The organism is Streptomyces sp. NBC_01591, assembly GCF_035918155.1.
Lineage (GTDB): Bacteria > Actinomycetota > Actinomycetes > Streptomycetales > Streptomycetaceae > Streptomyces.
In genome coordinates this window covers 663,902-684,805 of record NZ_CP109327.1, presented here as the reverse complement: position 1 = coordinate 684,805, position 20,904 = coordinate 663,902, and the positions used below count along the sequence as shown (strand labels likewise).

The window sequence follows — 20,904 nt, the reverse complement described above, 5'->3', positions numbered from 1 at the left end:
GAACTCGCCCAGTCACCCCAGTCGCCCCATTCGTCTCAGTCACTTCACCCTTCGAACGGGAGGGCTCCATGCCTTCATCTGTCATGTCCACGTCCAGAAGGGGCGATGGTCCGCAGTCGCCCGCAGCTGTCTCCACCGTCGGTCTGCGCAAGTCGTACGGCGACAAGACCGTGCTCAACGGCATCGACCTGCATATCCCGGCCGGGTCCGTGTTCGCGCTGCTCGGGCCGAACGGCGCCGGCAAGACCACCGCCGTGAAGATCCTGTCCACGCTCATCGCCGCCGACGGCGGCCAGGCCCAGGTCGCGGGCCACGACGTCGCCACGTCACCGGACGGGGTGCGTGCCGCGATCGGCGTCACCGGGCAGTTCTCCGCCGTCGACGGCCTGATCACCGGCGAGGAGAACATGCTCCTCATGGCGGACCTGCACCACCTGTCCAAGCGCGAGGGCCGCCGGGTCGCCGCCGAACTGCTGGAGCGGTTCGACCTGGTGGAGGCCGCGAAGAAGCCCGCCTCCACCTACTCCGGCGGCATGAAGCGCCGCCTCGACATCGCCATGACGCTGGTCGGCAACCCGCGGATCATCTTCCTCGACGAGCCCACCACCGGGCTCGACCCGCGCTCCCGCCACAACATGTGGCAGATCATCCGCGAGCTGGTCTCCGACGGGGTCACTGTCTTCCTCACCACCCAGTATCTGGAGGAGGCCGACGAGCTCGCCGACCATATCGCCGTCCTCAACGACGGCAGGATCGCCGCCGAAGGCACCGCCGACGAGCTGAAGCGGCTCATTCCCGGAGGGCACATCCGGCTGCGCTTCTCCGACCCGTCCACATACCAGAGCGCCGCCTCCGTGCTGCGCGAGGTCACCCGGGACGACGAGGCGCTGTCGCTGCAGATCCCCAGCGACGGCAGCCAGCGGGAGCTGCGCTCCATCCTCGACTGGCTGGACTCGGCCGGCATCGAGGCCGACGAGCTCACCGTGCACACCCCCGACCTCGACGACGTGTTCTTCGCCCTGACCGGCTCCAACCAGCCGAACCAGCCGAACCAGCCGAACCAGCCGAAGGAGGCTGTCCGATGAGCTCCCTGGCCCTCGCCGTACGCGACTCGTCCACGATGCTGCGCCGCAACCTCCTGCACGCGCGGCGCTACCCGTCCCTCACCCTGAACCTGCTGCTCACGCCGATCATGCTGCTGTTGCTCTTCGTCTACATCTTCGGCGATGTGATGAGCGCGGGCATGGGCGGCGGCGCCGACCGCTCCGAGTACATCGCCTACCTCGTGCCGGGCCTCCTGCTGATGACCGTCGGCAGCACCACGATCGGCACTGCGGTGTCCGTCTCCAATGACATGACCGAGGGCATCATCGCCCGTTTCCGCACGATGGCGATCCACCGCAGCTCCGTGATCACCGGGCATGTCATCGGCAGCGTGCTGCAGTCGGTCATGAGCGTGGTCCTCGTGGGTGCCGTCGCCGTGGCCATCGGCTTCCGCTCCACGGACGCCACGGCCCTGGAGTGGATCGCGGCATTCGGGCTGCTCACGCTGTTCGCCCTGGCGCTCACCTGGATCGCGGTCGGGATGGGTATGGTCAGCCCGAACGCCGAAGCAGCCAGCAACAATGCGATGCCGCTGATCTTCCTCCCGCTCATCTCCAGCGCCTTCGTCCCGGTCGACGCGATGCCGGGCTGGTTCCAGCCCATCGCCGAGTACCAGCCGTTCACGCCGGCCATCGAGACCCTGCGCGGCCTGCTGCTCGGCAGCGGGATCGGCAACAACGGGTGGCTCGCGGTCGCCTGGTGCCTGGCTCTCTCCGCGCTCGGCTACTTCTGGTCGAAGGCGGTTTTCAACCGCGATCCGAAGTAGCCCGGACGACCTCGCGGGCCGCCTTCCGCAACTTGTCCCACCCGGGGTGGCGTACTCCGACACCGCGTCGGCGTACGCCACCCCGTCCCCGTCCGCGGCATCCGAGGACGCTCAACTGTTGCGCGACTCGAAGATCTGGTGGATCGCCGCCAGCGGGTACGCGGTCTCGCGACTCTCGTGCTGCAGCTTCCCGTAGAAGTCCGTCACGACTGCCGCAAGCGATGCATGCCGGGCGATGGTCGCCATGACCTCCGGCGGGCCGACGGGAGGTCGGGCTCCTTCGGCACACGCGTGTATCAGCGCCTCCCGTTCCGCCCGCTCGTACCCGTACAGACCAGTGATCAGCCAGTTCACCAAGTAGCTGAGCGTGTACGCGCGATCGTACGTTCTGTGCCGCTCGAAGAAGTCGACCTCGGCGGGGGCCAAGTCGAAACAGGACGACAGAGCCAGGCCGTAGTCGGCGAAATAGAGGCGCCGGCCGTCAGTCAGGATGTTCTGGAAGTGGGCGTCAAAGTGCAGGAGACCGTGGTCGTTCATGAAGGAAGTACCGGCCTCCAGTTCCTTTTCCACCAGGGTGCAGGCCCGGCCGACTGCCTCGTCACCGACTCGTACCTGCTCGGTGAGCCACTCGTGCAGCGTCTGCGGGATGTACTCCAGGAACAGTACGAGGCTTGCCGGGGACTTGCTGAGGGCCTCGATACGGCGACGTACCTCCGGCCGGCCTCCCCAATAGGACACGGCCCGATCCACGTCGGCAAGCTCCTCCGGAAGGGCCGGTGCCGTGTCCGGCAGGACACGGCAGTGGTACATCAGCGGAAACCCCTGATATTGCCCTGAGAGCACCCAGTTGGTGGTCATCGTGTGGACGGCAGCCTCCCGCCACGCCCCGAAGCCCGGCCCGCCGATGCCGTACTGACAGAAGACGGGTAGCTCGAACACGTTCGCCGTAGACCGAAGATGGTCAGGCCGAAGCTCCAACTCAGTCAGGGAGACCCGCTTCACGAAGACCGACCTACCTGCAACCTCCAGCAGCGCCGACCGCCCACCGATGCCGGAACCGAGTGGTGCAGCAGCGTCCACGAGCTCGCCCAGTTCTTGATCGCTGCGCCGGGCCAGGGACGTGGAAACGGCGCTGTACGCGGCCGACCGCTCGCCGGACAGCATTCCGGCGCCGTCGACCATCGCCTGGATCCGCATGCCTACCTCGTTCCTCGTGGCTGACCGAAGGCGTTTTGAAGGCAACAGCCGCTGTCCATGGGCGAGCTTCACCGCACTGTACGTGAACGTCGGCGCCAGGATCAGCGAACGCAAAGCGGGTGAGCACGGCGCGCCGACCTCGCCAAGTACGACTGGTGGTGGCGCAGCTCGGGTCGTGCCCGACAGATGGCCCGGTCTCCAGTCAGGATGCCGTACGTCAGGCCCCCACCGGGGGCGTGGTGTGCAGTAGTTCCAGTCGGCGCTGGAGGTCTTCAACCGCTCCGGGGCGCCGGCCAGGTACGTGGTGGCGCAAGGAGACCAGGGGCGGGCCGAGTTCCCGGGCCCGTTGCGGGTCGCGAAGTTGCTGCCACTGGTGGTGGGCGCGGTCCACGGCGTCTTCTACGGCAGGGTCGTCCGGGGGTTGTTGCCGGGCAAGGCGGGCGTCGGCGGCAGCCATCCACAGCTCGCAGCTGCGTGCCGGATCGTCGGCCAGGCGAGCGAGGTCGGCCCGGACCTCCAGCCAGTGGGTGGTCTGCGCGGAGCCCGCACCGTGGGTACGCAGAGCCCACCCCTCCCACATGGAAGCGAGCGACGCGGCCTCACTGTGCCGCCCGGCATGGGCGGCGGCAAAGATCTCGGGCAGCGGATCCTCTTCGGACGCCCTGGCGCTCTCCGGGATCGGAGCAGGCGCTGTTGGCGCGGGTGAGGGCTCTTGGTGTGGCAGGCTCGGTGCCTGGACGGCCGAGCCCGCAGGGGCGGGGACGGTCGTGATGTCGACGGCGAGGAACAGTGCGTCGACGGGGCCGACGTGGGCGGCGGCCTGTTCGTGGAGCTGGGCGAGTGGCGGGTTGATGCCGTTGCGCCAGGTGGTCGCGAGGGCCTTCAGGTAGGCCGGTTCTGCGATTCGGCGGCGGGGCGGCGGTGGGGTGATCCGGCCGTATGCGCGGATTCCGTAGCCGAGTTCTAGGCCCTCGGCACGGAGCTGCTGCCAGGCGTCCGGGTCGGCGACCATGTCGGTGACGACGGTGGTGGTACCCGGCCGGCGCAGTTTGAGTTCGCCGGCCAACCAGTGCCAGGGCAATGCGGTGTAGCGGAGGGTGGTCGGCGTGGTCCGGGCGAGTGCGAGGTGGATCAGGCGCTGCTTGTGGTCGAGGTGGAGTTGTCCTGTTATGTAGAGGGTGAGTGGGCCCGGTGCGGCGGCTGCGGCGCGGATGCGGGTGAGGAGGGTCTGCGGGTCGGTCGGGTCGGCGAGTTCGATGATGGTGGCTGCCGTCGTGCCGGTCAGGATGCCGGGCGGGACCGCCGCGAGCGTGGGCAGGGCGCCGGTCGCGTTGATGAGACAGCCCTTGCCGGCCGGGGCTGCCGCGATCAACAGCGCGGTCCCGGGCGTCGTGTCCTCCCCGTTGATCATCACAACAGCACCGTAGCCGCTGCCCGGCTCGTGAACGTAACCAGCGGCCAACTCCTGTCCGATGACCAGCGGGAGACGGTCATCAATAACGTGCCGGGGAACGGCTCGGGCAGCCCGATTGATGAAGCGGATCGGGCGCGAGGGTGATGGTCATCCACGGCACGGCGATTTGGCAGAAGCTGTGCCCGACCGGCTCGAGGCCGCTCTGCTCGTTGAGGCTGAAGGTCGTCACCATGATCATCGCCGAGTCGTCTGCGACGGAGACGAGGTGGGTCCCGCAGCGCGGGCAGAAGCCGCGGTGCAGGCTCGGCCAGGTCGCATACCAGGCCGGTTCGCCTCCGGGGCCGGTCCAGGTCAGCTCCTCCCTGCGGAACCCGACCCACGACATGGCCGGCGAGCCGGAGATGAGCGTGCAGTGCTCGCAGGAGCACAGGTGGGGGTCGTCCGGAGCGCCGGTCACCTCGTAAACGATGTCGCCGCACCGGCAGCGTCCCGTCCGCGGTTCGGGTGCGGAGGCCGGTACGGTCATTCGAACATCTCCCTTGATCCAGAGGAGGGCTGGGAGCGTCAGTTTGCTACTGGGCCGGGGTCCCGGGCTGGTGTTCGGGGGTTTCAGGCCCCGCAGGTGGGATCAAGTTCACCCCGAGCGGTGAACCGTCGGCAGTCGTGAGGTTGAGGCCGGGGCAGGCCGTCGACGGCTGAGCGATGGGGGTGTAGCGACGGTCGCCGGGATACCGGCGATCGCGGCGAGAGCTTGGTGACGGTTCGGATGATCACCGTCACCATGGCTCAGTGATCAGGCGATGTCCGCGCTGGTGGTGGCGATCACGGGGCGGCCCGCACGCGGTTGCGGAGCGTGCCGATGCGCTCGACCTCGACCTCGACGATGTCGCCGGGGCGCAGATGGCGACCGGAGAATACGCCGGCGCCGCGTGGTGTTCCGGTGAGGATCACGTCTCCGGGTTCGAGGGTCTGATAGCGGGAGAGGTGGGAGATCAGCTCGCCCACACCGTGGATGAAGCTGCTGGTGCGGTCGTCCTGGCGTACGTCACCGTTGACCAGGGTGCGCAGCCGCAGATCGAGCGGCTCGGTGAACTCGTCCGGGGTGACCAGGCAGGGGCCGAGCGGTTTGAAGGTGTCGAAGCTCTTGGCCACGCCGATGGACGCGGTCGGATCGCCCGACATCGCGCGGTGCTGGATATCGCGCGCGGAGACGTCGTTGGCGATGGTCAGACCGGCGATGTGGCTCGCGGCCTCGGCAGCGGAGACCGCGCTCGCGGACCGGCCGATCACGACAGCCACCTCGCCCTCGTAGTCGACCTGGTCGGCCGCGACGGCCGGCAGGCGGATGTCGTCGCCCGGTGCGGTGACCGCGGATCCGGCGACCAGCTGGAAATTCGGCTCAGTGGGCAGGGTGATGTCCCTACGCCCCATCGCGGCGAACATCTCCAGGGCCTCCTCCGCGTGGCTGGGGTAGTTGAGGCCGACGATCAGGATCTTCCCGGGCCGGGGTACGGGGGCGTGCACCCGGACCTCGTCGAGGGCGACCCGCCGGACGACCGTCGCCGCGCGTGCGGCGTCGATACCCGGTCCGTGCAGGAGGGCGCCCAGGTCGGCGAAGGGGAGGTCGAGTACGGAGAGCTCGCCGGGGCTCTCCTCCCTGGCGATGCCCAGGGCTGTGCTGTACAGGCGCATCACGGACTCCCGCGTGTTGGGGACACATTCTCTTGTGCCTAAGTCAAGAGAGGTCTTGTTTCGAAGTCAAGAGTTCATCGGTTGCCGGGTTGCTGTTCTCGGATGCAGCGGATGGGGGCGGGGATGCGCCGCCTAGGCTGGGTTGCTATGCCAAGGAACCGTCAACAGATCCCGAAAGTCGAGCGTGAGGCCGTCCTGGTCGACAGCGCCTGGGAGCTCTTCGCCGTCAAGGGGTACAAGGGGACCAGTCTGACCGAGGTCGGCAAGGCGGCCGGCGTCGCGGCCAATGCCGTGCGCTGGTACTTCCCGACCAAGGACGACCTGTTCGCCGCCGCGCTGGACCGCCTCTTCCGGCGCGAGCGCGAGCGCGTGGAGACGGATCCCGTGATCGGAGAGGATCCGCGGCGGCAGCTGGTGACGTTCCTTGCCGACCTGGAGGCGTATCGCGGGCTGCACCGGGAGGCGTATGACCGCATGGACGAGTCGCCCGCCCTCGCCGATGTCTACTCCCGCATGCGGGAGTGGCTGGAGGATCGCCTTCTCGCGGCCGTCGCGAACCAGTTGCCCGAGGGGGTCGATGTCGCGCCCGTGGCGGATATGGCGAATGTGCTCTTCGAGGGGCTGCTGGTCAGTGCCCGGGGGCTTGACCGGTCGATCGGGGAGTTCATCGACCTCCTCATGGAGGCGCTGGTGGCCGTCGCGGCGGCGCGCTGACATCCATCTCTTGACTGTCATACAAGAGCCTGCCTAAGGTTCTCTTGTATGACAGCCAAGAGGGCTGTCGTGCCCTCGATAAGGAGGTCGCCGCTCCATGGCTTCTCCAGGCAAACTCGCCCACATCGTCCTGCGCACCGGCCGTCTGTCGCCCATGACCGACTGGTACATACGCGTCCTCGAAGGCCGCGTCACTTTCGCCAACGAGGCCCTCGCCTTCCTGACCTACGACGACGAGCACCACCGTGTCGCGCTTATCGCCACCGGAGCGTCCGAGCGTCCGACGGACGCGCACACCGGTCTGCACCACGCGGCATTCACCTACACCACGCTCGGAGACCTGCTCGGTACGTACCAGCGGCTGAAGAAGGACGGCATCCTGCCCTTCTGGTGCATCAACCACGGCCCGACCACCTCGATGTACTTCGAGGACCCCGACGGCAATCACATCGAGCTCCAGATCGACAACTTCGCCACCGACGAAGCCCTCGACGAGTGGTTCCGGTCCGGAGCCTTCGAAGCCAATCCGATCGGGGTCGAGTTCGACCCCGACGACCTGGTGCGCCGCTTCGACGCCGGTGAGTCCTTCGCCGAACTGGTCAGGCGCGCATGACCGACATCGATGCCCCGGTCGTCATCATCGGAGCCGGCCCCGTGGGGCTCGCCACCGCGCTCGTCCTAGGCCAGTACGGCGTCCGCAGTGTGGTCTTCGAACAGTACGACGGGATCAATCCGCACCCTCGCGCCCACGTCGTCAACACCAGGTCCATGGAGCTGTTCCGAACCTGGGGCATCGCGGACGCCGTCCGGGCGGACGCGGTCGACCCGGCATGGGCCGGCACCATCCTGTGGAAGCAGACCCTCGCCGGGGAACCACTGGGCCGGATCGACCTCGTCGAAGGCCCGGAGGACCAGCTCCTGCGCCGGATCCACGCCTCCGCCGAGCAGCTCACCTCCTGCGCCCAGGACCGCGTACAGCGACACCTCCTCGACGCGGTCCTCGCCCAGGGCATGGCCACCGTGCACTACAGCACCACCGTCGTGGAGGTGACGGACCTCGGCGACAGTGTCGACGTCACCGTGGAAGGCGTGGGCGGGCGGCAGATCCTGCGCACCTGTTACGCCGTGGCGGCGGACGGGGCGACCGGCGGCCTGCGCGACACGCTCGGCATCGCGATGGACGGCTCCCCGGTCCTCGGCCACCAGCTGAACATCTACTTCCACGCCGATCTGTCCCCGTGGATGAGAGAGGATCCTGCCCTGCTGGTCTGGCTGATCAACAGTGCCTCCCCGGGACTCCTCATCGGGATGGACGGTGCTCGCCGGTGGACCTTCCAGCGGACCATCGACCCGGCTGTCGAATCACCGCAGGACTACCCGCCCGAACGGTGCGCCCAGATCATCCGGGAGGCCGTCGGAACCACCGAACTCGACGTGGACGTCCGCTCCGTGGGGCCGTGGACCATGACGGCCCGGACCGCCGAGACGTACCGCAGCGGCCGTGTGTTCCTCGTGGGTGACGCGGCGCACCAGTTCCCGCCGACCGGCGGCCTGGGGATGAACAGCGGCCTCGCCGACGCGGACAACCTCGGTTGGAAACTCGCCGCCGTGCTGAGGGACGGTGCTTCCGACGCCCTGCTCGACACCTACGAGCGTGAGCGCCGTCCCGTCGCCGTCGGCAACGCCCGCCACAGCATGCTCAACGCCATCAAGATGGCCGAGGTCGGGATAGGGCCCGAAACGACCAGGATCGCCGGCCGCCTCGAAAGCCCCGACCCGGCAGTCGCCGCGGCGGAACGCCGACGGATCGCGGAGGCCATTCCTCCACAGCGCCCGCACTTCGACGCGCTCAACCAAGAGATCGGATACATCTACGGAGCGGCCCGGCACTCCGACGACGCCCCGATCTCGGCCACCGACTACGCGCCGATCGCCGTCACCGGAGCACGACTTCCGCACGCCTGGATCGAACGTGACGGGGAACGGGTGTCCACCCACGACCTCCTCGTACCGGGCTTCACCCTCATCACGGGGCCCGGGGGAGCCGACCGGGCCGATGCCTTCGCGGAGACTGGGGAGGGCATGGCGAAGCGGAGTGTCGTGATCGGCCGGGACGTCACCAGCCCGGACGGCTACTGCCCCAAGGTGCTCAGGATCGGTGAGGACGGAGCCGTTCTCGTCCGACCGGACGGTCACATCGCTTGGCACAGTGCCGAGGGATCATCCCCTGCCTCCGCACTCGCCGCCCTGCTCAACACCGCCGAGCGGTCCGTCTAGCCCGGCGCGGAGCGTCCGTGGGGCGCCGGGCCGCGTGGCCGGCGCCCTCCTGGCCCCCACTCCCGGCCTCCTGTCCCGTTCGGCGGCACGGCCCGTCCGTCGACGGGCCCTCGCTGGGTGTCCTGTCCACCGCAGCATTCCGGCGATCCGGCGATCCCGCCCTGAAGGCCGAGTCCGGCGGCCTCGGTCTGCCACGCCTGCCTCACGGATGTCGCAGTCTCGACCGGTCCCGGCCTGTTCGACCTGCGCCGACTGCCGGTGACCAGCGCCGGCCCGCGCCGACACGCGCACCGCACCATGGCCGCGCCCTGCCGACACAGCCGTTTCGGGCGCCCGCCCTTTGCCGTACCGGGCCGACTCCTCGTCCGCCCCGACGACCACAGATGCCCCACCCGGAGGAACGCAGTGGTGACCCCTCAGAAAGCAACCGGCTCCCGCCCCACGCTTCAGGATCGATACGTACGCGAAGAAGGCGTCCTTCACCTCACCGGCATCCAGGCCCTCGCCCGCCTGCCGCTCGACATCCGTCGCGCCGACCGTCGCGAGGGCCGAGGCACCGCGGGGTTCGTCTCCGGATACGAGGGTTCGCCGCTCGCCGGGTACGACATGGAACTCGCGCGGTGCGGCTCGCTTCTCGACGAGTACGACATCGTCTTCCGTCCCGGCGTCAACGAGGAACTCGCGGCGACGGCCGTCCAGGGCACCCAACTCGCCTCGGCGCAGCCGGACAAGCGCGTCGACGGCGTCACGGCCATCTGGTACGGCAAGTCCCCGGGCCTCGACCGTGCCTCGGACGCCATCCGGCACAACAACCTGATGGGCACCCACCCGGACGGCGGCGCACTGGCCCTGGTCGGCGACGATCCCGCCGCCAAGTCGTCGACCGTCCCCGGCGCCTCCGAACTGCTCCTCGCCGATCTGGGCCTGCCCACGCTCTACCCGTCCGACCCGCAGGAAGCCCTCGACTTCGGGCTGCACGGTGTGGCGATGTCCCGGGCATCCGGACTGTGGGTGGCGCTGAAGATCGTGACGGCCGTCGCCGACGGTTCCGGCACCGTCGACGTGAGCGCCGGACGGGTGTCACCGGTCGTTCCGGACCTCGCGGTCGACGGAGTGCCGTACCGCCACACCGTGGGCAGCCGGATGGTGCAACCGGTTCTCGGCGATCTGGAACGCAGCCGGGACGGCGCCCGCCTGGAGATCGCCCGTCGCTACGCCGCCGCCAACAACCTCAACCGGATCACCAGAACGGGCCCCGACGACCGTATCGGTGTCGTCGCGGCAGGCAAGACCTTCCTCGACCTCCGCCAGGCCCTGCGCATCCTCGGACTCGACGACGCCGAACTGGAGCGCCGCGGTGTGCGACTGCTGCGCCTCGGCATGATCCATCCGCTGGAACCCACGGTCGTCGAACGGTTCGCGAGGGGACTGCGCCACATCGTCGTCGTGGAGGAGAAGCGGCCACTCGTCGAGACCGCCCTCAAGGACCTGCTCTACGGCCGGGCTGACCAGCCGTCCGTCTCCGGCAAGCGCACACCCGACGGCTCGGCCCTGTTTCCCCTCGACGGAGAACTCGACCCCGACACCGTCGCCGCACGGCTCGCGTCCCATCTGAGCGGGCTGGGCGAATTCCCCACCGTACAGAGCTGGTTGGAGAACAACCGGGCAACGACCCGGCGCAAGTCGCTGCCCCTTCTTCCCTTGCTCACCCGCACCCCCTACTTCTGTTCCGGCTGCCCCCACAACCTCTCGACCAAGGCACCCGAGGGCGCCGCAGTCGGAGCCGGTATCGGCTGCCACGCCATGGTCACGCTCATGGACCCCGCCCAGGCCGGGGACGTGATCGGCATGACCCAGATGGGAGGCGAGGGCGCCCAGTGGATCGGCATGCAGCCGTTCCTCGAACGCGACCACCTGATCCAGAACCTCGGCGACGGCACCTTCCACCACTCCGGCAGCCTCGCCGTCCGCGCTGCGGTCTCGGCCGGGGTGAACGTCACCTACAAGCTGCTCTACAACTCGGCGGTGGCGATGACCGGCGGCCAGCAACCCGTCGGCGTCATGCCCGTGCCCGCGATAGCCCAGGGCCTCCTGGCGGAGGGCGTGAAGCGCATCATCGTCACGACCGAGGACGTCAAGCGCTACCGGAAGATCACGCTCCCGAAGGGCGTCGTCGTCTGGCACCGCGACCGGCTGACCGAGGCCCAGGAGGTGCTCGCCCGTACCCCCGGCGTCACCCTGCTCGTCCACGACCAGGAATGCGCGACGGAACTCCGACGCAAGCGCAAGCGCGGCCTTGTGCCCGAACCCACCGAGCGCGTGATGATCAACGAGCGGGTGTGCGAAGGGTGCGGCGACTGCGGACAGCAGTCCAACTGCCTCTCCGTGCAGCCCGTCGACACCGAGTTCGGCCGCAAGACCCGGATCGACCAGTCCTCCTGCAACAAGGACTATGCCTGTCTGGCGGGGGACTGCCCCTCGTTCCTCACCGTCGTTCCTGCCGGCGGAAAGCCCGCCTTCACCCCTGTCCCGATGCCGGACGGCGCTGCGCTGCCCGATCCGGAGCCTGTCGTACCGGCATCCCACACCACCCGGATCACCGGCGTCGGGGGCTCAGGCGTGGTCACCCTCGCCCAGATCCTCAGCACCGCGGCCTCACTCGCCGGACTGCACGTCCGGGCCCTCGACCAGACCGGCCTGGCCCAGAAGGGCGGCGCAGTGGTCTCCGACATCAAGATCACCAAGGAGGCGACGGAACAGGCCGCCAAAGCGGCCCTGGACGAGTGCGATCTCTACCTCGGCTGTGACCTGCTCGTCGCCGCCGAACCCGGACAACTGACGACGGCCGCCCCGGCGCGAACCGTGGCGGTCGTTTCCACGGCAGAGGTCCCGACCGGACAGATGGTGATCGACCCGGAGGTGTCGTTCCCCCCTGCCGAGCCTCTCAAGGAACGGATCCGGGCATCGTCCAGGGATGCGGTCTTCCTCGACGCGCGCCGGCTCGCCAACGACCTGCTGGGTGAGGACCAGTTCGCCAATCTCCTGCTCACGGGCGCGGCCTACCAGACCGGCGGGCTGCCGCTGCCGGCCCATGCCATCGAGGAGGCGATCACCCTCAACGGAGTGAAGGTCGAGGCCAACCTCAAGGCGTTCCGTCTCGGCCGCCAGGCCGTCGCCGACCCCGAGGCCTTCGCCGACCTCCTGGAGGGGCGGGCCGCCGCACCGAAGCCGGTGCGCGGTCTGTCCGCCGCGGCCCGGCACACCCTCGAACTGGTCGGGGCCGCCCCCGGGTCGGAGCTCGCCCGGCTCCTGGCGGTCCGGGTACCGGACCTCATCGCGTACCAGAACGCCGCCTACGCCACGAGGTACGCACGCTTCGTCGAACAGGTACGTCAAGCAGAGGGCGAGCGCGTCCCCGGCTCGACCGCACTCACCGAGGCCGTTGCCAGGCACCTGCACAAGCTGATGGCGTACAAGGACGAGTACGAGGTGGCCCGGCTCTCCCTCGACCCCGAGGTCGAGCGGGAGGCCAAGGCCCGCTTCGGGGACGGCGCGCGGATCTCCTACCGTCTCCATCCGCCCGTACTGCGGGTACTCGGAATGACTCGCAAGATCGAACTCGGCCCCTGGTTCAAGCCCGCCTTCCAAGCACTCGCCGCGATGCGCAGGCTCCGCGGCACCCGCCTGGACCCCTTCGGAGCGGCGCGTGTGCGGCGTACGGAACGGGCCCTGGTCTCCGAGTACGAGGCCACGATCAACGAGGTCTGCCGGAACCTCGACGAGGGCGGCCACGACTTGGCCGTCGAGATCGCCTCACTGCCCGACACCGTGCGCGGCTACGAGGAGATCAAGATGGCATCAGTGGCGCGATACAGGGCCCGGTCCGCGGAACTCGTCGGCCGGCTGTCCTCGGGACGCGAACGTACGGATGCCCACACGGCGGCGTCCCGAGACATGTTGTGAAGGCGGCACACACTGACCGGCACGAACGTGCGGGGGCGGCTCAGGGCGCCGTGAACCCGGTGATGCGCCCGTGGTCCATGGTGAGCCGGGCACCGGTGAACCGGGACCGCATCCGGCGGTCGTGGGTGACGACCACCACGGCACCCCGATAGTCCACCAGCGCCTGCTCCAGTTCCTCGACCAACACCGGGGTGAGGTGGTTGGTGGGCTCGTCCAGCAACAGCAGGTCCATCGGGTCGCTCACCAGCCGGGCGATCTCGATCCGGCGCCGCTGTCCGTACGACAGGTCCTTCACCCGCCGCCGTAGGTCGGACGGGCTGAACAGGCCCAGGGAGAGCAGTTTCTCGGCGTGGTCCTCCAAGTAGCCGTCCCGGCCGTGCGCGAAGGCCCGCAGCACGGTCAGCTCGGGCGACCAGGGCATCCCGTCCTGCCGCAGGTGCCCGACCCGGCAGCCGACGTGCGCCGAGCCGCTGTCCGGCGCCAGCTCCCCGGCGAGCACCCGCAGCAAGGTGGACTTGCCCGCGCCGTTGGGGCCGGTGACCAGCAGTCGCTCGCCCGGCCGGATCATCAGGGAGACGGCGGTGAGCCGGTCCGCGACTCGCACGTCGTCGAGCCCGGCCACCGCCTCCTCCGCCTCCGCGCCCGCCACGTCGATGCGGGCGGCGAAGGACAGCCGGTCCGCGGGGGCCAGGACCGGGTTCTCGGTCAGCTGCGCCACACGTTGCTTGGCGTTACGGATAGCGCTTGGTGATGTCATGCAGTGCGAATTGCGCAATCGACACGCGTGTGTCTCCTGTTTCACGATGAGGATGAGGGAATGCGTGAGCGCGCGCTCGGCGCATCGGCCGGAAACTCGGCGAATGGGCCGGAAATACGACACGGACGCCGCCACGGCGGACAGAGCCGGTGCAGTGGTGTGTCAACAGCGCGCTGCTGGATGCGGCAACGGAGTCCAGCTCAACGCCGCGCATCCTCATCTGTCACAGAGATCCCATGCGATGGACCATAGACGGGCGGCTGGAGGCCCGGCCAGGGAATAAGGGCCCCACCGGCCCGACATGATGCGGTCGGAACGGTGCTTCGACATCCTGGCGCGTCCGGCGTATCGGCATCGGCAGCACCGCGCGAGCATCGAGAATCATGAGGCTCAGCCACAGAAGAATGCGCTTTTATGACCCCCCACCCAGGCCGCAGGATGGCTGCGAGCCGGCTTCCGGGGAGGAAAGCATGACGTCAGCCATCGAAACGGGCCTGCTGCCCGGCACATCCGAAATCCGTCCGGAAGGGCTGGCCGTCGGTGGCGTCCTGCTCACCGAACTGGCGCGACGTTTCGGAACACCCCTCTTCGTGTATGACGAGGAGCATCTGCGCCGGCGCTGCCAGGAGGCGGTCGCCGCCTTCGGCCCGGACAACGTCGCCTACGCCTCCAAGGCGTTCCTGTGCACGGCCATGGCCCGGCTGGCCCATGAAGAGGGACTGTTGCTCGATGTCGCCTCCGGCGGCGAGCTGCGGGTCGCGCTGCATGCCGGGGTGCCGGCAGGGCGGATCGTCCTGCACGGCAACAACAAGGACGAGGCGGAACTGCGCACGGCCATGTCCGCCAAGGTGCGGCACGTGGTGGTCGACAGCTTCGACGAGATGGACCGCATCGAGCGCCTGCACGCCGAGGAACACCTGCCGCCCGCCCGAGTCCAGTTGCGGGTGGCGCCCGGAGTGGCCGCCGGTGCGCACGAGGCGATCCGGACCGGTGGCAACGACTCCAAGTTCGGCTTCGGCCTCGCAGGCGGAACCGCTGCGGCCGCCGTGCGCCGGGCCGCCGGCTCCCCGGCGATGATCCTGGAAGGCGTCCACGCGCATGTGGGCTCGCAGGTGCTGGACACGGTAGAGCTCGCGGCCGGCGCCGCGGCCGTCGCCCGGTTCGCCGCCGACACACGGATGCACCGGCTCACGGTCGGCGGCGGCCTCGGCGTCGCGTACGAGGCGGGACAGACCGCACCGTCGTTCGCCGAGTGGGCGGCCCGGGTGCGGACCGCGGTACGCGCCGCGGGCTGGGGCTCCTCGGTGACCGTGGAACCCGGCCGGTCCATCGCCGCCCGCGCCGGACTGACGCTCTACCGGGTGGGCACGATCAAGCGGATCGAGGGCGTGCGGACGTACGTCGGCGTGGACGGCGGGATGAGCGACAACCTGCGCCCCGCCCTGTACGGCAGCCGCTACGAGGTGTTCCTGCCGCGCAGCCCGCGCGCCCTGCGGCCCATGCGGGCACGGCTGGTCGGCAAGCACTGCGAGAGCGGCGACGTGATCGTCGACGACGCCGCCCTGCCCGCCGACGTCGCGGTGGACGATCTCCTGGCCACGCCGGTCACCGGCGCCTACGGATACGCCATGGCCTCCAACTACAACAAGCTGCCGCGCCCCGCCGTCGTCTTCGTACGCGACGGCCGCGCCCGCACCGTGGTGCGCCGGGAGACCGAGGAGGACCTGCTGCGTCTGGACGTCGACGAGCCCGCCGGGTTCCCGGCACCGGCGGCGGAGGCGGTACGGTCCGGTGCCGGAGCGGCGCAGTGCGTCGGCACGGTCTAACCTGACCCGATGCTGAACAGCGCCCGACTGCTCGTCCTGCTGGAGATATCCCGTACTGGCACCATCGTGGCCGCGGCCCAGGCGCTGCATCTGAGCCCGTCCGCGATCTCGCACCAACTCGCCCGGCTGGAGCAGGAACTCGGCGTGGCGTTGGTGGAACGTCAGCCGCAGAGCCTGCGGCTGACCGCGGCCGGGGTGCGACTGGCCGAGCACGCGCAGGCGGTCGCCGATCTGATGGCCGTCGCACAGGACGACCTGCGGGCGCACTCCGAGGGCGAGGCCGGTGTCCTGCGGCTGGGCTTCTTCGCGTCCTCGGGCCTGGAGCTGCTGCCCCGGGCCCTGTCGGGGTTCGCGGCGGCCCGCCCCCAGGTCGAGCTGGAACTGATCCTCGGCCAGCCGCACGAGCTGGTGCCAGACCTGGAGGCGGGCCGGCTCGACGCCGCGGTCGTCTTCGAGCATCCGCTGGACCCCTGGTGCCGGCAGGCGACCGTGGACGTGGAGATGTTCTTCGACGAGCCGCAGTTGGTGGTCCTTCCCCTGCGCCACCGCCTCGGGCGGCAGACCACGGTCCGGCTCGCCGCCCTGGAGGGGGAGAGCTGGATCGGTACGCACGGCGGCCACACCGGCGAACCGGTTCTGGAACGCGCGTGCGCGGCCGAGGGCTTCCGGCCCCGGGTCCGCTGCCGCAGCGACCATTACCAGGTCACGATCAACCTGGCGCGCGCGGGCATGGGCATCGCACTCGTCCCGGCTCTCGGACTCGGTGACACCACCGGCGTGCACGTCTGCCGACTGGACCACCCCCGACTGCACCGGCGCATCGGGGTCGCCACCCGGCCCACCAACCGCAACCCGCTGCTGCGGATCTTCCTCGCGGAACTGCGGTCGGCCGCCGAGGAGATCCGGTCGCTGCTGGAGGTGCAGTGGTCGTGACCGGTCCGCCGGTCGCGACCACCGCACCTCGGGGGGCTGCGCAGTGCCTCAGACGTCGGTCGGGCGCCCGGCGCATGCCGCGAGCGTCCGGCCCACGTCCCGAATGGCATGCACCGCGGCCCGCTCGGTGCTCGGGCCCAGTGCCGTGTCCCAGTGCGCCACCACCGCGTACGCAAGCCGGCGCCTGCCGATGATGACACCGGCGTCGGCACGGACCCCGGTGTCGGTGCCGGTCTTGTTGGCCACCAGAAGCCCGTCGCGCAGCCGCTCGGGAAAGCCCGGGTCGTACGGGTCGTGGTCGACCAGTGCGGGCACCAGGCCGTGATCGGTGTTGGCCCGCATCCAGCGCAACAGCCGGGCCGAGGCCGCCGGACAGCTCATGGTGCCGCGCACCGCGTGTGTCACCAGCCGCGCCAGGTCCCGTGCGGTGCCGGTGGCGAAGACGGGCGGCACGTCCGGGCCACGGACGTCGCGGACCTTGTCGTGCAGCGTGAGGTGATCGAGCCCGAGCTCCCGGGCGAGCCGGGCCGTGGACGCGCGCCCCACGAGGCGCAACAGCGCGTTGGTCGCGGTGTTGTCGCTCACCGAGGCGGTCAGCCAGGCCAGGTCCTCGACGGTCCAGCCGCGCCCGCTCAGCCGGCGCAGCAGACCGGTGCCGTCCGCCATGTCCTCGTCGAGGACCTCCACGAACCGGTCGGCGGGCAGCTCCCCGGTGTCCAGCCGGCGCGCGACCTCGGCGAGCAGCAGCAGCTTCGAGGCGGACGCCACCGGCAGCACCGTGCGCTCGTCCACCCCCACGGTGCCGCCGCCGTCGATGTCGACGGCGGCGACGGCCAGGGTGAGCGGCAGCGCGGCCGAACGCCGTGCCGCTGCGGCCACTTGGGCCAGACTCATCGGACTCTCACCACTTCTCCCGCCCGCGCAGAGGTCGGACGGCCGCCTCTTGCCGCGACCCGACCCGACACCACGACGGTATCGATGCCTTCGGGTGCCAGCAGGGGGCGGTCGAAGTCGGCGGTGTCGCGTACCGATGCCGGGTCGAGCACGACCAGATCGGCGAGGGCGCCGTCGCGGACCACACCGCGGCCGGTGAGGCCGAACCGCCCGGCGGGCAGACCGGTCATCTTGTGCACCGCGCTCTCCAGCGGCAGCAGTTGCTCGTCGCGGCTGTAACGACCGAGCACCCGGGCGAAACTCCCCGCCCAGCGCGGATGCGGCCGACCGGGTTTGGGGACGCCGTCCGAACCGATCATCGACAACGGGCTGGCGAGGACCCGGCGGACGTCGTCCTCGCGCATGGAATGGCTGATGATGGTCACTTCTCCCTGCTCGGCCAGCAAGAGATCGCACGCCTCGTCGACCGGATGGACGCCGCGCTCGGCCGCGAGGTCGGCGATGGTGCGCCCCTCGGCCTCGGGGTGTGTCTGCGCGGCGGCCACCGAGATGAGGTCCCAGCCACCGTTTCCCACGGTGTTCTCCCACCCCTCGACGCCCTGGGCGATGTCCGTCCTGATCCGGTCGCGCGTCTCGGGCCGGCGCAGCCGTTCCAGCAGGGCGCCGATGCCGCCCTCGCTCGCCCACGGGGGCAGCATGGCGTGCAGGACGGTGCTTCCCGCCGTGTACGGATAGACGTCGCACAGCACGTCCACGCCTTCGGCACGGGCCCGTTCGAGCCGGGGCAGGGTACGCAGTGTGGCGCCCCAGGCGTGCCGTCCCGCGGTCTTGTGGTGGGAGATCTGCAAGGGGGCGCCGGAGCGCACCGCGATCTCCAGGGCCTCCTCCAGGGCGGACTCCACCTGCGACATCTCGTCGCGCAGATGGGTGACGTAGGGCTTGCCGTGACGGGCGGCGACCTCGGCCAGCGCGACGATCTCCTCGGTGTCGGCGTAGGTGCCGGGAGGGTAGATCAGCCCGGTCGACAGACCGGCCGCCCCCTGGGCCAGCGCCCGGTCCAGCAGCGCGCACATGGTGTCCAGTTCGTCGGGCCGGGGCGGCCGGGCCTCGAAGCCCATCACTCCGGCGCGCAGTGTGCCGTGGCCGACCAGCGAGGCGATATGGGTGTGGCGCAGAGCGGGGTCCTGTCCGGCCGCGAACGCGTCGAAGTCCACGGCGGGCCGCACCGGTCCGAGCCCGAACGTCACCCTGAGATGCTCGGCGAGTTCCGGCAGCCGCCGGGGGAGCGAGGGGAACAGGCTCGTCCCGCAGTTGCCGGAGATCTCCGTGGTGACGCCCTGGAGCAGCGGAGCGAGACGGAGGCCGTCGATCGGCTCCGTGGCACCGCCGGGTCCGTGGGGCGCCGCGAGGGCGTCGGAGTGCGTGTGCACGTCGATGAAGCCGGGCGCGACGACCCGCCCGGTCACATCCAGGGTCTCGGCGGCCGAGGCAGGGGCGCCGGCGGGGAGTACCGTGATCCGCCCGTCCACCACCGCGATGTCCGCTTCCCGGGCGGGTGTGCCGGTTCCGTCGACGAGCGTGCCGCCGCGCAGCAGCAGATCGAGGGGGCGGCCCATCACAGCACCGTCGACAGGAAGGCCCGCGTGCGGTCGTGCCGCGGGTCGGTGAACAACAGGTCGGGGCTCCCGGCCTCGACGACGGCGCCCCGGTCCATGAACAGGACCCGGTCGGCGACCTCGCGGGCGAAGCCCATCTCGTGGGTCACCACGACCATCGTCATACCGCTGCGGGCCAGGTCGCGCATGACGCCGAGCACCTCGCCGACGAGTTCGGGATCGAGGGCGGAGGTCGGTTCGTCGAAGAGCATGAGGGCCGGTTCCATGGCCAGTGCGCGGGCGATCGCCACACGCTGCTGCTGCCCGCCGGACAGCTGCTGCGGGTAGTGGTCCGCCCGGTCCGCGAGACCGACGTCGGCCAGCAGCCCGCGGGCCTGCTTCTCGGCCTGCGCACGGGGCCGGCCCTTGACGGCGACCGGACCCTCCATCACGTTCTGCACCGCTGTGCGGTGCGGGAACAGGTGGAACCGCTGGAACACCATGCCGATCCGCTCGCGTTGCCGACGGACGTCCCGGGCGCGCCGCTCGCGCAGTACCCGGCCGGACGGGCCGTGCTGTTCGTAGCCGACCAGTTCACCGTCCATCCACACCCGCCCCGCGTCGATCCGCTCAAGGTGGTTGAAGCAGCGCAGCAGTGTGGATTTCCCGGACCCGGAGGGGCCGATGACACAGAGCACCTCACCGCTGCGGACATCGAGGTCGATGCCCTTCAGCACCTCGGTGTCACCGAACCTCTTACGGACCCCGCGGGCCCTGAGGATCACATCGTTCATGCCGCCGCTCCCTTCTTGGCGCGTCCGGGCAGGAGATTGGCCACGATCCTGCTCCGCAGCACGGGAGCGGAACCGGGGCTGTAGCGGCGCTCGACGGCGTGCTGGCCGATGGTGGCGATCGTGGTGAGCACGAGGTACCAGAGCGAGGCCACCAGGAGCAGCGCGACCACTTCGAAGTTGGCGAGGTAGAGGTGCTGGGACACGGTCATCAGATCGGCTCCGGCGATGACCGAGACCAGCGAGGTCGTCTTGAGCATGGAGATGAACTGGTTGCCGAACGGCGGAATGATGACCCGCATCGCCTGCGGAAGGATGATCCGGGACAGGATCCGACGGTTCGACATCCCGATGGACGCGCCTGCCTCGCGCTGGCCGGGATCCACGCTCTGAATGCCGGCCCGCACGATCTCGGCCATGTAGGCGCCCTCGTTGATGGAGAGACCGAGGAGCGCTGCCACGAAGCCGGTGATCACCTGGTTGGACTGCCAGCTGATGAGTTTGGGGCCGTCGAACGGGATTCCGATGCTGATCACGGGGAACAGCAGGGCCAGGTTGAACCAGAAGATGAGCTGGACCAGCAGCGGGGTGCCCCGGAAGAACCAGGTGTAGGCACCGGCGGTGAGACGCAGGACCGGACTGTCGGACAGCTGCATCACCGCGACGACGACCCCGATGACGATGCCGAGAGCCATCGAGACGAGAGTGAGCTGAATGGTCACCCCGAGGCCCTTGAGGATCACTCCGTCGAACTGGTACTTGGCGACGATGTCCCAGTGAAGGTTGGGGTTGACGATGATGGTGTAGGCGAGCCACACCGCGAACAGCGTGGCGGCGAGGACCGCGAGCCAGCGCCCGGGACGCGGGCGTCCGGTCACCTGGAGGGAGAGGTCGTCCTCCTGCGGCGTCCCGTCGGTGGGGATGACATCCGGCGCCCCGCCGGGGGCGGCGCCGGGTATTTTCTGGTGGTTCATGTCCGTT

General features: G+C 69.8%; 16 protein-coding genes and 1 pseudogene. 8 read left to right on the top strand and 9 right to left on the bottom strand.

The annotated features are described in order from the left end of the window. The first annotated feature begins 68 nt into the window (after positions 1-68). Together OG978_RS03375 and OG978_RS03370 are read left to right on the top strand one after the other, a co-directional pair. Positions 69-1,085, top strand: coding sequence for an ATP-binding cassette domain-containing protein (locus tag OG978_RS03375; RefSeq protein WP_326763720.1), 1,017 nt, complete (start codon positions 69-71; stop codon positions 1,083-1,085). After that, complete coding sequence (locus OG978_RS03370) at positions 1,082-1,870, top strand: ABC transporter permease (RefSeq protein ID WP_326763719.1); 789 nt, start codon at positions 1,082-1,084, stop codon at positions 1,868-1,870. Before OG978_RS03375 ends, OG978_RS03370 begins: the two co-directional genes overlap by 4 nt. 111 nt (positions 1,871-1,981) lie before the next feature. On the opposite strand, the gene OG978_RS03365 is transcribed toward OG978_RS03370, so the two are convergent. The 4 genes from OG978_RS03365 to OG978_RS03350 form a co-directional block, all read right to left on the bottom strand. Next, complete coding sequence (locus tag OG978_RS03365) at positions 1,982-3,067, bottom strand: protein kinase family protein (RefSeq protein ID WP_326763718.1); 1,086 nt, start codon at positions 3,065-3,067, stop codon at positions 1,982-1,984. 217 nt (positions 3,068-3,284) lie between these two features. Further along, the gene (locus OG978_RS03360) at positions 3,285-4,478 is read right to left on the bottom strand and encodes a hypothetical protein (RefSeq protein ID WP_326769921.1); all 1,194 of its coding nucleotides are present in this window, start codon (positions 4,476-4,478) and stop codon (positions 3,285-3,287) included. 82 nt (positions 4,479-4,560) lie between these two features. After that, positions 4,561-5,007 (bottom strand): GFA family protein, encoded by a 447-nt coding sequence (locus tag OG978_RS03355; RefSeq protein ID WP_442817648.1) that lies wholly within the window; start codon positions 5,005-5,007, stop codon positions 4,561-4,563. A gap of 296 nt (positions 5,008-5,303) precedes the next feature. Then, positions 5,304-6,173, bottom strand: a complete 870-nt coding sequence (locus tag OG978_RS03350) for a fumarylacetoacetate hydrolase family protein (protein WP_326763716.1) — start codon at positions 6,171-6,173, stop codon at positions 5,304-5,306. A 147-nt stretch (positions 6,174-6,320) separates the two neighbouring features. On the opposite strand from OG978_RS03350, the gene OG978_RS03345 reads away from it, so the two are divergent. From OG978_RS03345 to OG978_RS03330, 4 genes are all read left to right on the top strand, one after another. Continuing rightward, entirely contained in the window at positions 6,321-6,887 is a 567-nt protein-coding gene (locus OG978_RS03345) for a TetR/AcrR family transcriptional regulator (RefSeq protein ID WP_326763715.1), read from the top strand. Positions 6,888-6,984: 97 nt separating this feature from the next. Further along, on the top strand, positions 6,985-7,500 hold the full coding sequence (locus OG978_RS03340) for a VOC family protein (protein ID WP_326763714.1): 516 nt from the start codon (positions 6,985-6,987) through the stop codon (positions 7,498-7,500). Then, positions 7,497-9,164, top strand: a complete 1,668-nt coding sequence (locus OG978_RS03335) for an FAD-dependent monooxygenase (RefSeq protein WP_326763713.1) — start codon at positions 7,497-7,499, stop codon at positions 9,162-9,164. The genes OG978_RS03340 and OG978_RS03335 overlap by 4 nt, the downstream gene beginning before the upstream one ends. Positions 9,165-9,572: 408 nt before the next feature. Further along, complete coding sequence (locus OG978_RS03330; RefSeq protein WP_326763712.1) at positions 9,573-13,127, top strand: indolepyruvate ferredoxin oxidoreductase family protein; 3,555 nt, start codon at positions 9,573-9,575, stop codon at positions 13,125-13,127. 40 nt (positions 13,128-13,167) lie between these two features. On the opposite strand, the pseudogene OG978_RS03325 reads toward OG978_RS03330, so the two are convergent. Next, positions 13,168-13,866, bottom strand: a pseudogene (locus OG978_RS03325) (ATP-binding cassette domain-containing protein); the annotation flags it as partial. A 488-nt stretch (positions 13,867-14,354) separates the two neighbouring features. On the opposite strand from OG978_RS03325, the gene lysA reads away from it, so the two are divergent. Together lysA and OG978_RS03315 are read left to right on the top strand one after the other, a co-directional pair. Beyond that, positions 14,355-15,710 carry a diaminopimelate decarboxylase gene (gene lysA, locus OG978_RS03320; RefSeq protein WP_326763711.1) on the top strand — a complete coding sequence of 452 codons (1,356 nt, stop codon included), beginning with the start codon at positions 14,355-14,357 and terminating at the stop codon, positions 15,708-15,710. Between the two features lie 9 nt (positions 15,711-15,719). Next, positions 15,720-16,643 carry a LysR family transcriptional regulator gene (locus OG978_RS03315; RefSeq protein ID WP_326763710.1) on the top strand — a complete coding sequence of 308 codons (924 nt, stop codon included), beginning with the start codon at positions 15,720-15,722 and terminating at the stop codon, positions 16,641-16,643. A 48-nt stretch (positions 16,644-16,691) separates the two neighbouring features. On the opposite strand, the gene OG978_RS03310 is transcribed toward OG978_RS03315, so the two are convergent. From OG978_RS03310 to OG978_RS03295, 4 genes are read right to left on the bottom strand one after another with little or no spacing between them, the layout of a single operon-like run. After that, a complete protein-coding gene (locus OG978_RS03310; RefSeq protein WP_326763709.1) occupies positions 16,692-17,537 on the bottom strand; it encodes a serine hydrolase in 846 nt (281 codons plus the stop codon). Next, positions 17,534-19,153 carry an N-acyl-D-amino-acid deacylase family protein gene (locus tag OG978_RS03305; RefSeq protein WP_326763708.1) on the bottom strand — a complete coding sequence of 540 codons (1,620 nt, stop codon included), beginning with the start codon at positions 19,151-19,153 and terminating at the stop codon, positions 17,534-17,536. The genes OG978_RS03310 and OG978_RS03305 overlap by 4 nt, the downstream gene beginning before the upstream one ends. Further along, positions 19,153-19,926 carry an amino acid ABC transporter ATP-binding protein gene (locus OG978_RS03300; RefSeq protein ID WP_326763707.1) on the bottom strand — a complete coding sequence of 258 codons (774 nt, stop codon included), beginning with the start codon at positions 19,924-19,926 and terminating at the stop codon, positions 19,153-19,155. The genes OG978_RS03305 and OG978_RS03300 overlap by 1 nt, the downstream gene beginning before the upstream one ends. Next, on the bottom strand, positions 19,923-20,897 hold the full coding sequence (locus tag OG978_RS03295) for an amino acid ABC transporter permease (RefSeq protein WP_326763706.1): 975 nt from the start codon (positions 20,895-20,897) through the stop codon (positions 19,923-19,925). The genes OG978_RS03300 and OG978_RS03295 overlap by 4 nt, the downstream gene beginning before the upstream one ends. Positions 20,898-20,904: the final 7 nt, after the last annotated feature.

Coding starts and splice junctions, on each gene's coding strand:
- OG978_RS03360 (WP_326769921.1), bottom strand. CDS start 4,478: ATGATCAACGGGGAGGACACGACGCCCGGGACCGCGCTGTTGATCGCG.
- OG978_RS03345 (WP_326763715.1), top strand. CDS start 6,321: ATGCCAAGGAACCGTCAACAGATCCCGAAAGTCGAGCGTGAGGCCGTC.
- OG978_RS03305 (WP_326763708.1), bottom strand. CDS start 19,153: ATGGGCCGCCCCCTCGATCTGCTGCTGCGCGGCGGCACGCTCGTCGAC.
- OG978_RS03365 (WP_326763718.1), bottom strand. CDS start 3,067: ATGCGGATCCAGGCGATGGTCGACGGCGCCGGAATGCTGTCCGGCGAG.
- OG978_RS03315 (WP_326763710.1), top strand. CDS start 15,720: ATGCTGAACAGCGCCCGACTGCTCGTCCTGCTGGAGATATCCCGTACT.
- OG978_RS03340 (WP_326763714.1), top strand. CDS start 6,985: ATGGCTTCTCCAGGCAAACTCGCCCACATCGTCCTGCGCACCGGCCGT.
- lysA (WP_326763711.1), top strand. CDS start 14,355: ATGACGTCAGCCATCGAAACGGGCCTGCTGCCCGGCACATCCGAAATC.
- OG978_RS03355 (WP_442817648.1), bottom strand. CDS start 5,007: ATGACCGTACCGGCCTCCGCACCCGAACCGCGGACGGGACGCTGCCGG.
- OG978_RS03350 (WP_326763716.1), bottom strand. CDS start 6,173: ATGCGCCTGTACAGCACAGCCCTGGGCATCGCCAGGGAGGAGAGCCCC.
- OG978_RS03335 (WP_326763713.1), top strand. CDS start 7,497: ATGACCGACATCGATGCCCCGGTCGTCATCATCGGAGCCGGCCCCGTG.
- OG978_RS03370 (WP_326763719.1), top strand. CDS start 1,082: ATGAGCTCCCTGGCCCTCGCCGTACGCGACTCGTCCACGATGCTGCGC.
- OG978_RS03300 (WP_326763707.1), bottom strand. CDS start 19,926: ATGAACGATGTGATCCTCAGGGCCCGCGGGGTCCGTAAGAGGTTCGGT.
- OG978_RS03375 (WP_326763720.1), top strand. CDS start 69: ATGCCTTCATCTGTCATGTCCACGTCCAGAAGGGGCGATGGTCCGCAG.
- OG978_RS03310 (WP_326763709.1), bottom strand. CDS start 17,537: ATGAGTCTGGCCCAAGTGGCCGCAGCGGCACGGCGTTCGGCCGCGCTG.
- OG978_RS03295 (WP_326763706.1), bottom strand. CDS start 20,897: ATGAACCACCAGAAAATACCCGGCGCCGCCCCCGGCGGGGCGCCGGAT.